The following is a 13,621-nucleotide window of genomic DNA, read 5'->3' as shown; positions in this document are numbered from 1 at the left end:
GCAATCAAACTGCTCGAGTGAGAATATCAATAATCGATTGTGCTGCTTGCCCATGTCCATACAAAAGAGGAAATGTACCTTCCCGAGTCTGGCTGTAAGCAAGAAAGCCTTCCAGAATTCGCTCTGTATTAGCGTCGCAGAGTCGGGCGGCTCCCGCGGCAACGATTTCGACCCATTCGGTTTCAGCCCGTAGAATCAGGCAGTTTTTTTTGAAGAAATAGGCTTCTTTCTGAACACCGCCCGAATCCGTTATGATTAGGCTTGCGTGTTGCTCCAGACGAATCATATCCAGGAAGGAAACCGGCGGCAGTAAGATGATAGCCGGAGTTGATGAAATCGCCTGATAAAGGGCGGGCTCCAGCAGGGCAGCCATTTGCTTCCGAGTGCGGGGATGCAGCGGCATAACCAGTTTAGCAGCATACGTAGTGGCCAGGCTTTGCAGGGCCGAAAAGATAGCATTCAGCCGGGCGGCATCATCTGTATTGGTATTTCGATGCAGGGTTGCCAGTACGTAGGCACCCGGTTCGAGTTGTTCCCGTTCCAGAATGGTGGATCGTTCAGCTGCTACGTTAGAAAAGTACAGGCTGTTATCGTACATAACATCGCCAACCCTGAATATCCCCGGATTATCGGCTGTGTAAGGCGGTAACGTATCAGGATGAAAGCCTTCATTAAGGAGATTTTCGTAACCCGTTTCTGTGGGTGGGAATAAATAGGTTGATACGTGATCACTCAGAATCCGGTTTATTTCTTCCGGCATCTGTTTGTTGAAGGAACGTAATCCGGCTTCAATATGCACAATCGGTACGTGTAGCTTGGCGGCTGCCAGCGCCCCCGCGAGTGTCGAGTTGGTATCGCCGTAAATAAGCAGGTAATCCGGCTTCTCCACGTCAATAACCTCTTCGATACCAACGATCATTTTGGCCGTTTGCACACCATGTTTACCGGAACCCACCTGTAAATTATAGTCAGGCTCTGGCAGACCTAATTCCTCAAAAAACACGGCCGACATTTGCGGGTCGTAGTGCTGGCCGGTGTGCACGATTACCTCGTTGACCAGATGGGAATACTTGTTTTGGATGGCGCGGCTGATGGCTCCTGATTTAATAATTTGCGGTCGGGCACCGATGATGGTGAGCAGCTTTAGCACGAAATCAGCCGTTAGGAAGGATATACTTTTTTAAATTTCAATTCCACTACCTCGAAAATTTGAAAAGGCGCATGCAATGTTTTCGTGTAAACAGTATGATTGCTTCTTATTACCTCAAAACCAGCGGCTATCGTAAAATCTTCGGTTATGTCAAAGTGCCGTATGTATTCTATAAATAAGCCAACTTCTTTTAGCGTAGCCACAAGATAATTCAGGTCCAGAATCCGGTATAAATATTCATTTCGAATAGCCTCCGTATAATCACGCTGTACTTTTCGTTGCTCGATGTTCAAAATTGGCACCAGGAAGAAGTCTTTTACGTAGACAGATCCCCCCTGTTTCAGCACACGGGCCACCCCCGCAAGGACCGTACGAAGATCATTGGCGTAGCCCAGCGTTTCCATAAAATAAACCAGATCGAAGGTATTGGGCGCATACAGTTTCGATAGATTGGCATAGTCCGCTTTCGTTACGTTTATACACGTGTCAAGCCCATTTTCGGTTACGTATTGCCTGGATTTGACGACCTGAACCTCGCTAATCGTAATGGCCTCAATCGTGATACTATTGTTTTTTGCCAGACCCACCGCAGGCCCACACACACCACAACCAGCATCGAGTAAATGCATACCATCGCGGACAGCCATACTCTTCGAAAAATAGTTAATGAGGTCGGTATCTAAAGAAGGGCGATCGGCCTGGATTATTACCCCGTACGTGCTGAGATACGCATCCGTTTCTCTATCGTAATAGTCCTCAACTTCAGTGGTATTGGGCGCAGCAATCGGTTTGCGAATGGCCTTGTTCATCTGGGACAACCGTACTCTTGCGACCATCGACTTGACTTGGTTTTTAACAAATCGGTACCCGCGCCTTCCGAGTACATAGGGTCCAACTCGATTGAGTAGTCGTACTGTCGTCGTATGTAAACGCATTTATCTGGTTAATAAAAAAAGCTGAAACGGCGGGTAAGTAAACTAGCCGATCTCGTAGCCACGATATTATAAAAAATAAGTTACTTTTGAATAAACCTGTTGCGCACAATTATTTGCCACGTATGGATTTTCCTATATTTCGTAACGTTAAATCCGTACTACGTACCGGCCAGTTAGCGACTAAAATCGCACGCGCGGGTGAATGGTGGGGTTACAAGGTTGCTTCTGTGCTGGCCACTGGCTACGCAACAGTGGGGTTGTTCAACCAGCCACTTTGGCCGTTGGCTCCCTACTTATTGCTCCTGACGCTGGCACTGACTATCGGGGCCATTTATGTTAGTATTCTCAACGACTGGACCGACCGGGCTGATGACCAGTTGGCGGGAAAAACAAACCGGCTGGCTACTAAATCGACGCTATTCTTTGGAACAATATTGAGCCTTTTTCTGGTGGGTGGCTTGTGTCTGGCGGCTTATTTCTGGCAGTTAAGCCCGCTGGGCAGCCTGCTGTATTTGGGAAGTTGCGCTGCTTATTCGCTGTATTCGTTGCCACCGGTTCGGCTCAAAATACGTGGATTGGCAGGCGTATTGGCCGATGCGCTGGGCGCTCATTTGTTCCCGAATCTGTTTGTTGTCTCACTGATCGGATACTGGTCGGGGCAGTCAATACCGTTGTTTTGGTGGATAGCCGTAGGGAGTTGGTCGCTTGCCTGTGGTATTCGTAACATTCTTAAGCATCAGTTGGGAGATGCTGCTGCTGACAAACAGGCGGGAGTCCAGACTCTCGTGGTCCGTTGGGGAGAGCGCCGGGCCCATCGGCTGGGCATCTGGGTTGCGTTCCCGATTGAGGTGCTTGCTCTGGGTGGCATGTTGCTTATGCTGGATCAGAGGATTCCGATCCTCTTTTTGCTGTTTTATCTGGGACTGGAAAGGCTGCGGGCGCGCTTCTGGCAAATTCACCCCGTCATTCTGGACCCCAACCAGCGTATCCTTTTCGATGAATATTATAGCACATTTTTTCCACTTGCCTTGCTGCTAACCCAGTGCCTGCGGTATCCCGGCGATACGTATGTTCTGGTGCTTCATTGTCTACTTTTCGGTTGGCACGCCATTGGCACCGTCCGGGAAGCAAGCCGGCTTCTGATCACCGCGCTGCACAGGGTTTCCAGGCAGTTTAACTGACTATACCCGGCAACATGCCCAGATTAGTTAGCCAGTTGTTTTTTCAGGAAAGGGCGCAGCCGATACACTATCTTTCTCAGAATTCGCCGACTCATCGGGGCAGGCGATAAACTGAGGCCGATGACCAGGTGTTTCATCACATGGCTGAATGACGCACCCTGCCGTCGACTGATGGAGGCATATTTCAGGTGATGGAACCCAATACGTTTCCGGAAAATGCCCCGTTCTGCCGGACTTAACAGGTGCTGAAACCGCTTCAGTAATAGTGTTTCGTCGTGAAAACCTAACTCCTGAGCTACCTGTCCTGCATCCCGCTGGTCATAGATGTTGCTGTCGTGAATGTGTTTGTACCAGTTCTGGGTGAGCGTGAAAGCAACGCGACAGGGCCGGTTCACCACCATGTCTAGCAGCAGACACCAGTCATCCGCAATGATCATGGTTTCGTTCCAGGCGGGCGGCATAGTGCTTCGGCGCATCACCATCGACGACGAGATCGCCGGACAGGATTCAATCATTAGATGGCGAGCCTGAGCTGGCGTAAGCAGCCACCAATTTTCGTCGGGTTGGGTGCAATAGCGCTGTCGTCCATTGGGTTGAAGCAGGAAGTAAATACAGGCATCATTACCCAGACTGTTGGTATAGTTGGAAAACACAAAGTCTAACTCGTGTTTCTGGAGCATGGCCACACTCTCCGACAAAAAGTTTGGGTACCATTCATCGTCCGAGTCGAGCGAGGCAATGTACTCACCCCGACTATGACGCAAACCAGCATTGCGGGCCGATCCCTGTCCCTGATTATCCTGGTAGTGATACTCGATGTCGGTAGCACTGGCGAGTTGCTGGCGGGTATCGTCGGTCGATCCGTCGTCGACAACAATGAGCTGCCAGTTGGTGTACGTCTGAGCGCGCACACTGCGGATGGCCCGTTCGATGAGATGCCCCCGATTGTACGTAGGAATAATGATCGATATGAGTGGCTGGTTGCTAGGCGCACTGGACTCGACAGGCGGATGCAGTTGATGAACGACGTCAAGTACTTGTCGGATAAACTGTTGAGTCGCGTTGGGCGGTATAATGGTTCGGATGTAACGCGAGGCTTCTGCCCCCAGTGCTGGCCATTCGTTTCGGCGATTCCAGGCCCGTTCGAGCGCTTCGTCCAACGCCATATCGGAAGGTGAAACCGCCAGAAAACCCGTTACGTTATCGACTAGGACTTCATCAATCCCACCCGCCCTGGCCGCAATAGCGGGTCGTCCGCACAGCATCGCTTCCACAAGGGCAAGGGGCAGTCCTTCGCTACGGGAGGGTAAAATCAGGGCATGGTGCGTTTGCCATATCGCAGCCGGGTCGCTAACATGACCCGCAAAATGAACACGGTCGGTTATGCCCAGGAACCCAGCCATCTCCTCCAAGGCTATCCGATTCGGTCCCTCGCCAAAAAACGTGACGCAGAGCTCCCGTGATCGCCATTTAGCCTTTGCCAGTACCTGCAACAATAGATCCTGCCCTTTTTCCAGCACAAATAAACGAGCAATGCAGGCCAGACGTAGCACTCCAGTAGTATTAGGAAATGGATTGTCGCCCGGTGGATCGTAAGGAACATTGACCGGATTGACGATGACTTTGCCATTCGGTAAGGGAAGCGCTAACTGGAGCCGAGTCAGCTCAAGGTTGTGGCGAGAGACAAAAAAAGCACACTTGGCGGTCTGGTAAGCCTGCTGAAAACGAGACCGGTCAGCATCCATTGGATAAAGATCGTCAACCGCTTTCTGGGCAATCAATACGTATGGATAGTTGGAACGGCGGCACAGATCCGCATAGGGCATACCATCGAAGTTGCTTCCCTGCGCGACAATCGTAAGATGCGGCTGAATGGCCCGAAGGTTATGGTCCAGTGTTTGTAGCGTCCAGTCTGTTTCGGTCGACCAGCCATCTGGCAAAGGAGACAAGTGATAGAGATCCGTGACGATACAACCAGCCTGTCGTAAATCGATGATACGTGGATGCTCCGGATTGACCTTCGTCTTGAAAACAAACACCCGATGTCCAGTTCTGGCTAATGCTTGAGCACTCGTCCCCCATAATTCTTCACTCCCCCCCCAGTCCTCCGGGCAGGAGCTTATGATCATGAAGCGAAAGCGTAGCGTGGTCGTATCGGTTTGACTGGCCGTAAATGGATTCAAAACAGTAGGAATGTTGCTGGATAAAAAGGTTTTATTCAGCGCAATAAAGTTATGTTGACGAGGTAGCATAAAACCAGTCTGAACTAGTCGTTGAGCCTTTTAGGCTGTTGTTCCACGTTGCTCTTACTCAAGCCCCTGGCCAATAGAAAGCCAAGCAATACGCCCAACAGGTTGGCCAAAAGATCATTTACGTTGAAGGTTCGGTACGTTAAGGGCAACTGGATGTATTCACAGGCAATGGCAAAACCCAGAACCGCAGCGAACCATATCCGCTGCTCTTTGTTGGTCTTAAGCCGCAATGAGTATCCCCACCACATCAGCACCGTCCAGGGAATGAACAGTAGCGTATGGGAAATATAATCATACCGAACTTGTAGAACGTAGTTATCATTAAGCTTTCCCAATACCTGATCCTCACCGTTGATCGGGAGTGTTACCAGCAACAGAATCATGACAGTATAGACTGCCGCCAGGATTCTGAGGTGCGCTTTAGAAAACCATTGATTCATAACGTATTGGACTGATAACTAGAGAATACAGTTATTACCTAACGAAGAAATAATGTTTCACTACGTTCTTGATTCTCTGAGACGTTGCCTCTTTTAGCCAGAAGAACGTATTATCGCTCCAGCGTTGTGGATGAAACGTAAACATTACCTGATTCGGTAAAGCCTTCTGCTGTGCCGCCTGAATGATATCATCCGTCTGTCGAAAAACGAGATTAAATCCAGAATTGACCTTGTCGCGAACGCTAACTTTCTCACCATCCCACCGCCGGCCTGTGTCGGTCAGATACAGTACGTTCGTGAAATCGACATCGAAATACGGTTCACCCGTTATGCCAAAGTCGCGGTAGTTATACGTTTTCCAAAGATCCCGGGAATCAAAACGAGACAGCGGACTACCGTGCATACACACCGTCAATACCGGCGCCAAGCGACGGAGAGCCATCAGGTTTTTCTCAAAATCCTGTATAGCTAGTGATAGATTGCCTTTGCAGGTGGTCAGGCATTCGTAGTGGTACCCAATCTCATGGCCTAACGTAGCGATTTTCCGGATAATCCGTTCGTCCCAACTCTGGGGCACGGATCTAAAATAATAGACGCCCGTGATTCCCAAACCCCGTTGCAGTTCGGCAAACCGCAGCGCATGTTCAGGTAGCCGATCGACGTCGTGCCGCAGGACGATGGTTTTTGGGATGGCATCTTTCAGAAAACAGTCAAACGTTTGAAAGTCATACCCTGCCTGGAGCAAGCTGGTCAGCAGCGTCTGGTATTTTTTCAGCGAAAAATCCATACGATCAGGACAGCGAATCATGGACTACTTTCTGATTTACCTGACTGAAACTCTCGGGATAGTTCGTAACAAAGCCAACCAGAAACGTAGTCAGGTCAATCTTATCGGCCAGCATACGCTCTTTTCGGCGATTCCACTCTGCTTTTAGATCGGGCGTTTCCAGCAGTTTATTTATCTGGAGCAGCATCTTATCGAAGTCGCCCGGCAGAAACGAGTAACAGAGTTCGTAACGCTGTTCGAGCTCGTTGGGAATGGAAAGTCGACCAGCGAACGAGTTCAGTTTGATGGCGGGCGTACCCAGCAAAGCGGCTTCCGAAGTCATGGTCTGGCTGTCGCCGATGAATAGGGAAGCATAGTACATGAGCGAATGAATTTTCTCCGGCGAAACCGGCACCTGGTACTTTTTCAATTCCGGATCAATGCTACGTTCCGTGGTTATAAAGAGTTTTCCGTGTGGTTCCAGCAGAGCAACCAAGGCTCGTTTTTGCTCCATCGACAGGCCTTGGGCACCCTCGTCGTGGTGGGCTTTAAAGGCGTTGAACCGCAACACAAAGAAAGGTTCATGCGGTACAACCCCGACCTCGTCCAGAATGGCCGGATCAGGCGTAAACCGATTCGGATGCAGATACGCTAGCTCATGAAAACTGGCATGACAAACGTGATTGGGGCCTCTGTTCTCGTAGGCAAGAGCGCTGGGCGTCAGGTTAACATCCGCCCAGGAAACAAACTTCCCGAAAACAGGCGTAACTGCTACGTCGTCATCATCCAGACAAAACGACTTCATGCCGGTTACGGTCGACACCACCGGCAGCACCATAGACACTCCAATGCCGTACTCAATGCGTTTCGTAACGACGAGCCAGAGTACGTTCAGTACATGAAAAAACTCAACGATGTATTTCCAGAATAGTCCATCTTTTTTGCGACCCGTCAGGATAAAAGGAATGCCGTAGCGGGTAAGCAAGCTAACGATCGACTCTACATTTTTAGCCGTGACAAACACCTCGTAGCCAGCCGCTTTCATCTCGCCAATGAAATGTCGAAACAGGTGAACGTGAGCCGGGTGATTAATATCAACAAGTATCTTTTTCTTCATGAAAAGGCGGTGAGCTGCTCCCTGAATGACCCACGTTTTGCATAGCGGGCGAGGGCTTCATCAATGATCGACAGATCGGTTTGGGTTAGTGCGTCGTGGCAGGGAATTGTGATGACCTGTTCAACCAGTTGATCAAAATGGGGGCGGTCGCCACGCTGATAGCCAAACGAGGATGCCCACAAACTGGCATGTTGAAAATGCTTTCCTGCGCCGATACCGCCCTGGATGAGGTGATTGAACAAATCGTCCCGTTGCTCATGCAAGCAGACCAGCGCAAAACACGTACTGTCCGGGTCTTGATTATAGATAAAATTGAACGTAGCGTTGTGTTTATCGATGATAGCCAGTGCGTTACGTCGCTGTCGGATGGCTGCGGCCTGGATTTCTGCTACGTCTGTCCGAAGTCGTCCTTTCACGGTCCTGTATATTTCGTTTTCCAAGCCGGAATGAGTGTCAATTTGCTTGCCCCTATCGGCCAACCGTCTACTGAAGAACTTGTAAATCAAGGAGTATCCCACTCGCGAATAGAGCAGTGATTTGATAAGCTGACGACCCACAAAGGCCAATTCGCTGAATAGGCTATTCGGTTTTAACTGATGCATCCGCTCGTTAACGGCATCCACGTACTGACGGTTGTTAACGACCAGTAAGCCTCCACTGCCGAGAGCTGGAAATTTGCCATTACCAAATGAAAAAACGGCCATGTCGAAGAAGTTTCCGACCTGAACGCCGTCGTATCGACTACCAAACGCGTGGGCACAGTCTTCAATAACGGGCAAATCTTCCACCAACTCTTTAATCCGCGCTACCTTGGCCGAAATGCCGAACGTGTGTGTGACGATAAGCGCATCCAGCCCCGTAAGCTTGTCGGCTAAATCGTTGGTATCGAGCGTAAGGGTTTCATCAATATCGATAAAGACCAACCTGAAACCGGCCTTCTGAATAGCTACCATAACCGACGAGCAGGTGTAGGGTTGTACGCCGACACGGGCGTTTTCTGGAAGCTGAAGTGCAGCCAGAGCGTAAGCAATTCCGGCCCGCGCGCTACTAATTTCGTAGACCGTAGCAGCCGGAAATAGACGGGTATAAACCGGGGCTCCTGACGGCTCTTTCGCAAATAAAGCGGACATTGCCCCCCAAACCTCCCGTACCGAAAATGAGTAGTTAAACCGGGGAATCATCGGGTAAATCGCTGCCAGAGCGTGAAGGCGTTGCGAATGACGGAAAACGTATGAGGATAATGCGCTCGTTCGTACCGTCCGTAACTGACGAGTTCTCCGCCAAACTGTTTTTTGTAGTCCCGCACGCCGTACGGAATCCCCGGCTTGCCAGCTCCTCCGAAATCAAAACGGACGAAGTCATTTTCTTTTGCCCACCTAAGCACCCACCACGGCAGTAAATCGTTCGGATACTTTTTATAATGCCGACTGTAGGCTCCCGCATAATAATCGAATAATACGTTGCCGTGAGCCAGACAAAACATACAGGCAATGATCTCGCCCTGCCAGCTTACGGTGAATAGTCGAAGTCCCGAATGGTCGTCTGCCTGCTGGTATAACGACTCGAAATGGCCAACGTCAGGCAATGGTAATCTGGCTCGTTGATACACTTCTTCCAGAATTGAATAGCTGGCTCGCAGCGCCGGTAACGAGTCCTGTTTTTCGGCTATACAACCTTCTTTTTCGGCCCGCCGGATCTGGTTACGTCGTTTGGTCGATACGTCCTGCCAAAGCTCCGTTTCGGAACGGGTCAGGTCAATCAGTATCGTCAGGTGATCGTCGTAGGCAAACCCGTAGCGAATAAACTCGTCTTTGTACGCAGACGTATCAGACAGATTTCTAACCTGCGTGTAGAGCGTTGCCGGGCAGTTGTTCTGATAAAAATGAAGCAGTCCATCGACAATCGCCGGTAGGTTATTGTGGACAACCGGTCCGCCCAAGATAAGGGTTCGGCTCGACAAAAAGGAGGCCACCGGCAGGGTTATCTGTACCTGTTTGACATACAATAACACACCGACGATGGCCAGCTGTTGCCGGGCAATGATGTAACAGGGCGTGAGTGTTTTCGATGAATAGCAAACAGAAAAAAAACGGGGTGACTGAAAGTAGTGAAAGCCGGGGCAGGTTTCCAGAAACGCGGAAATCGTCCTTTCAAGTTCAGGCGTCAGGTGCGTTAACGTACCGAACTGATACGGCTCACTCGTCGTGCTCATTTCGGCTAGTCGTATCGGCTGTTCAGAAATCATAAATCGCTACTGTCAGCTTTTAGCTCCAATCATGTCGTTGGCCGAAACCGACATAGGTGTAAAGGCGTATAATTTTTTAAGAACAGGCCGAAAATTTCGGACTAGCTTAAAAATGAATGCGTAGTCGGATGGATAGTCGAATGTGTTGTGGGTTGGTGCCGACCAAATCCGTTGAAATTCGTCGTTGGACAAGGCTAATTTTTTCACTACGTATGCCCGGGTGTCTTCCAATTCTTCCTCCGTTCCGAAGGGTTGTTTTAGCTGCGTCAGCGCTTCCTGCCGCGTCATAACGCCACTCAGAACCTGGGCTGAGAGGGTAATTTTTCGCTTGTCGATGCCGAATTTTCGAGGGAGCCAGTACGCCATTGCGAACTTGGTGAACAGGTTTTCGTGATGGTGTCCGCCATAGTCTTTCCAGCCGTACGTTTCCATGAGTAAGCGTTTAGCCTCCTGTTTGGTATAGTCGAGGTAATAGTAAGGCCGAATGTCTTTTATGCCTTTTATCAAACCGGAGTAAATCAACAGCGGCAAAGGCAGCAGGGGATACGTTTTCAGGGAAACGGACGTACCGAATTGCCGGTGAATGAACCGCAGTTGTTTACTATCGGCATACGTCCACTCTTTAGGCTGTTTCCCTTCCGACCGAAAATCATTGCCCCGAAGAATGTAGGGGATTCCTTCGGCCCGGGCTACTTTGTACATAGTTGCTTTAATGGCCAGATCCGTCGGTGAGTCAATCCAGGGCATACCGGCTTTCATGTACGCCCGAAGCAAATCTTTAATCTCTTCGTAATCAATCACGTACGTCTCCAGATCAATTCCCAGCGCCGACGTTACGTTAAAAATATTCTGAACAGCAATGTCGCGGCTAAAGCCGTTGTCCAGGTTGACAGCAAGCGGCCGCAGACCGTACTCATGGGCCAGGTGTAAGAGATACGAGCTATCTACTCCCCCACTGACGCCCAAAACACAATCGTACCGTTTGCCTTTGCCAGCCGCTTTCATGTCCGAAACCAGCTTTGCCCAGTCAGTCTGTCCTTTCTCACCGCGTGGGTAGTCGGCCATTAACTTCTCCTGAAGATAGCAGAAGTTCGACACCCCGTTGTCATCGAAGGAAATACCGGGAATGGTCTCGTCCCAAACACCTTTTGTGCAAATTTTCATGATGGACTGAACAGCGTTCGTAACGTATCGTTTGTGGGGTAATTGACCAGAACGGCTTTGCGGGGGCCGTGGTAAACGAAGAGTGAACCGGCGGCAACGGCTGAGGCATGAGCGGTCACAGTAGCGGCTTTCAGATCGGCTAAACAACCGGCTCCGCCAGCCGCAATAACCGGTATTTCAACCACCGCCGACAGCTTACGAATCAAGGCCAGATCGTATCCCTGCATCATACCGTCGTGGTCAATAGAGGTTACCAGCAATTCACCCGCGCCGTTGGCTTCCAGTTGCTGAGCCCAATCGACCGGATCGAGGCCCGTTGACCGACTGCCACCATCAGCATACACGTACTGTTTGCCGAAAAAATTCTTTTTTACATCCATCGCTACCACGATGGTTGAGTTTCCAAACTCCCCGGAAGCGGCTTTGATAAAGTCGGGGGTACGGATGGCGGATGAGTTAATCACCACCTTTTCGGCACCAGCATGGATGCAATTCTTGATCTGCTGAATGGTCTGAATGCCCCCGCCAGCCGCAACGGGCATGTTCGCTTCGTCGCCAACCTGCCGCACTACGTCCAGGTCGATGCAACGTTTCTCCTTCGTAGCCAGAATATCAAGCAGTACTAATTCATCGGCTTTTAAGTTATTGAATATCCGAACGGCGTTGATCGGGTCGCCAATGTAGGTGTAGTTTCGGAACCTGACCGATTTAACCAGCCCCTTATTTCTGAGCAGCAAGAGCGGAATGACGCGGGGTCTGAACATGTATAGTTAGCAGCAAACCCCAAACGTTAGGAGTCACATGCCTATAAATTGACGAAATTCCGGATCAGTTGCTCACCCAGATCGTGGCTTTTCTCAGGGTGAAACTGTGTGCCGTAGAGGTTGCCTTTCTGAATGGCCGATGCAAATGGAGCCTCGTAGGTCGTGCGGGTAAGTACGTCCTCTGGATTATGACAGACAACGTAATACGAGTGCACAAAGTAAAACATGGCGGTATTCGATACGTCAGTCAACAGCGAAGACGATTTAGTTGGCTCTGCCGTATTCCAGCCGATATGCGGCACTTTGTAAACCAGTTTATTGCTTACCCTGAATCGCACGACCTCCGCATCGAACCAGCCGAAGCCTTCGACATCCCCTTCTTCGCTATAGCGAGTCATCAACTGCATTCCCAGGCAAATGCCAAGAATAGGCGTCTGGTCAATCAGAACGGCCTTATTCAGTACGTCCCAAATCCCCGATTCCTTTAGCTTTCTAACGCCACTTGCAAAATGCCCAACACCCGGCAAAACCAGTTTATCTGCTTTGGCGATGACAGCCGGATCAGACGAGATACGTACAGCTTTATGCAAGCGGTGGCATTTCTTTTCCACCGAGCGCAGGTTGCCCGCTCCGTAGTCGACAATGACAATGTCGGCGGATGTGGGTTCAGCACTGGCTGTAAACATCCCGAATTTGTTTAGCAATCAGTTGATTGTCGAAACGGCCCATGTGATCACGCGACTGAAGAGGGGATTGATACGTTAAAGCACTACGTATGCTGGCAGCCACGTCATCTGGCTTGTATGAAGTAATGTAGCAACCCTCGATATTGCCCATCACTACCCTGGCGTCACCAACATCCGTTGAAACAACTGGGCAATTGCAGGCTAAGGCTTCCTTGAGAAATTGTGAAGACCCCTCCGAAAAAGACGTGATCAGCGCCAGATCGACAGCCGTCAGGAGAAGTGCAACGTCAGCTCGTGTGTAATTTTTCAGTTCAAGTAATTCAATCGTATCTTCCTTAAGCAAGTCAATGGCTTTTTTAGCCAGTCCGTAGTTTTTAACCGGATTATCGAAACCCGATGAAAACAGAATGTAGGTTCGGTCTGGCGATAGCCCAAGTTGCTGACGACTTTGCTGTTTGGAACGCGGCATAAACAACGAAAAATTGACTCCGCAGGGAATCACGAAACTCTTTTTGGGACTGGCATATACTGCTTTTTTTTTAAGCTGCTGACTAACATAAATCGTTTTTCGACTCAATACGTCAGCCAGTAACGAGAGCATTCTCAACCGTGGGTCGTTGATGTCCGACCCATGAAACGTAGTAACGACCGGCACGCGTCGCTGCATAGTTGCCAGCAACGACGCCATCACGACGTGGGCATGAATGAGGTGATAGCGTCCCCGCCGTAGCTGTTGCAGTAAGTGCGGGAAGCACAACAGATAGCCCCATAGGCCTTTGCCGGTAATGAGAAAATAATCAAACTCCAGCGTAGCGTCCACCTCTTTCAGCGATTCAACCTGATCGTAAATAAAAGCCTGATGCTTTTGTAGGTCAAAATTCGGTGCGTTGCCACTACAAACGATTAATATCCGCATCAGGA

General features: G+C 50.0%; 13 protein-coding genes. 1 reads left to right on the top strand and 12 read right to left on the bottom strand.

All coding sequences use genetic code 11. The features are described from left to right. Positions 1-4: 4 nt before the first annotated feature. A complete protein-coding gene (gene wecB / locus IC230_RS06830; RefSeq protein ID WP_191038226.1) occupies positions 5-1,150 on the bottom strand; it encodes a non-hydrolyzing UDP-N-acetylglucosamine 2-epimerase in 1,146 nt (381 codons plus the stop codon). Positions 1,151-1,161: 11 nt separating this feature from the next. Then, a complete protein-coding gene (locus tag IC230_RS06825) occupies positions 1,162-1,986 on the bottom strand; it encodes a class I SAM-dependent methyltransferase (protein WP_191038225.1) in 825 nt (274 codons plus the stop codon). 221 nt (positions 1,987-2,207) lie between these two features. Between IC230_RS06825 and IC230_RS06820 the strand changes: the two genes are divergently transcribed. Then, the gene (locus IC230_RS06820) at positions 2,208-3,266 is read left to right on the top strand and encodes a UbiA family prenyltransferase (RefSeq protein WP_191038224.1); all 1,059 of its coding nucleotides are present in this window, start codon (positions 2,208-2,210) and stop codon (positions 3,264-3,266) included. Between the two features lie 23 nt (positions 3,267-3,289). Here IC230_RS06820 and IC230_RS06815 read toward each other — a convergent pair whose 3' ends face one another. From IC230_RS06815 to IC230_RS06770, 10 genes are read right to left on the bottom strand one after another with little or no spacing between them, the layout of a single operon-like run. Next, positions 3,290-5,518 (bottom strand): glycosyltransferase, encoded by a 2,229-nt coding sequence (locus IC230_RS06815; protein WP_191038223.1) that lies wholly within the window; start codon positions 5,516-5,518, stop codon positions 3,290-3,292. A 14-nt stretch (positions 5,519-5,532) separates the two neighbouring features. Then, positions 5,533-5,958: a VanZ family protein gene (locus tag IC230_RS06810; RefSeq protein ID WP_191038222.1), complete on the bottom strand. Its 426-nt coding sequence runs from the start codon at positions 5,956-5,958 to the stop codon at positions 5,533-5,535. A gap of 34 nt (positions 5,959-5,992) precedes the next feature. Then, positions 5,993-6,766: a hypothetical protein gene (locus IC230_RS06805; protein ID WP_223860394.1), complete on the bottom strand. Its 774-nt coding sequence runs from the start codon at positions 6,764-6,766 to the stop codon at positions 5,993-5,995. Then, on the bottom strand, positions 6,750-7,841 hold the full coding sequence (locus IC230_RS06800) for a DUF354 domain-containing protein (protein WP_191038221.1): 1,092 nt from the start codon (positions 7,839-7,841) through the stop codon (positions 6,750-6,752). Before IC230_RS06800 ends, IC230_RS06805 begins: the two co-directional genes overlap by 17 nt. Continuing rightward, positions 7,838-9,022, bottom strand: coding sequence for a DegT/DnrJ/EryC1/StrS family aminotransferase (locus IC230_RS06795; RefSeq protein ID WP_191038220.1), 1,185 nt, complete (start codon positions 9,020-9,022; stop codon positions 7,838-7,840). Before IC230_RS06795 ends, IC230_RS06800 begins: the two co-directional genes overlap by 4 nt. Further along, complete coding sequence (locus tag IC230_RS06790; RefSeq protein ID WP_191038219.1) at positions 9,019-10,086, bottom strand: lipid II:glycine glycyltransferase FemX; 1,068 nt, start codon at positions 10,084-10,086, stop codon at positions 9,019-9,021. The genes IC230_RS06795 and IC230_RS06790 overlap by 4 nt, the downstream gene beginning before the upstream one ends. A 12-nt stretch (positions 10,087-10,098) precedes the next feature. Further along, positions 10,099-11,250, bottom strand: a complete 1,152-nt coding sequence (locus tag IC230_RS06785) for an N-acetyl sugar amidotransferase (RefSeq protein WP_191038218.1) — start codon at positions 11,248-11,250, stop codon at positions 10,099-10,101. After that, positions 11,247-12,014 carry an AglZ/HisF2 family acetamidino modification protein gene (locus IC230_RS06780; protein ID WP_191038217.1) on the bottom strand — a complete coding sequence of 256 codons (768 nt, stop codon included), beginning with the start codon at positions 12,012-12,014 and terminating at the stop codon, positions 11,247-11,249. The genes IC230_RS06785 and IC230_RS06780 overlap by 4 nt, the downstream gene beginning before the upstream one ends. Positions 12,015-12,055: 41 nt before the next feature. Continuing rightward, a complete protein-coding gene (gene hisH, locus IC230_RS06775) occupies positions 12,056-12,700 on the bottom strand; it encodes an imidazole glycerol phosphate synthase subunit HisH (RefSeq protein ID WP_191038216.1) in 645 nt (214 codons plus the stop codon). Next, positions 12,681-13,616: a glycosyltransferase gene (locus IC230_RS06770; protein ID WP_191038215.1), complete on the bottom strand. Its 936-nt coding sequence runs from the start codon at positions 13,614-13,616 to the stop codon at positions 12,681-12,683. The genes hisH and IC230_RS06770 overlap by 20 nt, the downstream gene beginning before the upstream one ends. Positions 13,617-13,621: the final 5 nt, after the last annotated feature.

This window comes from Spirosoma validum, assembly GCF_014699035.1.
GTDB lineage: Bacteria > Bacteroidota > Bacteroidia > Cytophagales > Spirosomataceae > Spirosoma > Spirosoma validum.
Note: the sequence above shows the minus strand (reverse complement) of the source record. Positions and strands in the feature narration are given on the sequence as shown.

Coding starts and splice junctions, on each gene's coding strand:
- IC230_RS06825 (WP_191038225.1), bottom strand. CDS start 1,986: ATGGTCGCAAGAGTACGGTTGTCCCAGATGAACAAGGCCATTCGCAAA.
- IC230_RS06820 (WP_191038224.1), top strand. CDS start 2,208: ATGGATTTTCCTATATTTCGTAACGTTAAATCCGTACTACGTACCGGC.
- IC230_RS06815 (WP_191038223.1), bottom strand. CDS start 5,518: ATGCTACCTCGTCAACATAACTTTATTGCGCTGAATAAAACCTTTTTA.
- IC230_RS06810 (WP_191038222.1), bottom strand. CDS start 5,958: ATGAATCAATGGTTTTCTAAAGCGCACCTCAGAATCCTGGCGGCAGTC.
- IC230_RS06805 (WP_223860394.1), bottom strand. CDS start 6,766: ATGATTCGCTGTCCTGATCGTATGGATTTTTCGCTGAAAAAATACCAG.
- IC230_RS06800 (WP_191038221.1), bottom strand. CDS start 7,841: ATGAAGAAAAAGATACTTGTTGATATTAATCACCCGGCTCACGTTCAC.
- IC230_RS06795 (WP_191038220.1), bottom strand. CDS start 9,022: ATGATTCCCCGGTTTAACTACTCATTTTCGGTACGGGAGGTTTGGGGG.
- IC230_RS06790 (WP_191038219.1), bottom strand. CDS start 10,086: ATGATTTCTGAACAGCCGATACGACTAGCCGAAATGAGCACGACGAGT.
- IC230_RS06785 (WP_191038218.1), bottom strand. CDS start 11,250: ATGAAAATTTGCACAAAAGGTGTTTGGGACGAGACCATTCCCGGTATT.
- IC230_RS06780 (WP_191038217.1), bottom strand. CDS start 12,014: ATGTTCAGACCCCGCGTCATTCCGCTCTTGCTGCTCAGAAATAAGGGG.
- hisH (WP_191038216.1), bottom strand. CDS start 12,700: ATGTTTACAGCCAGTGCTGAACCCACATCCGCCGACATTGTCATTGTC.
- IC230_RS06770 (WP_191038215.1), bottom strand. CDS start 13,616: ATGCGGATATTAATCGTTTGTAGTGGCAACGCACCGAATTTTGACCTA.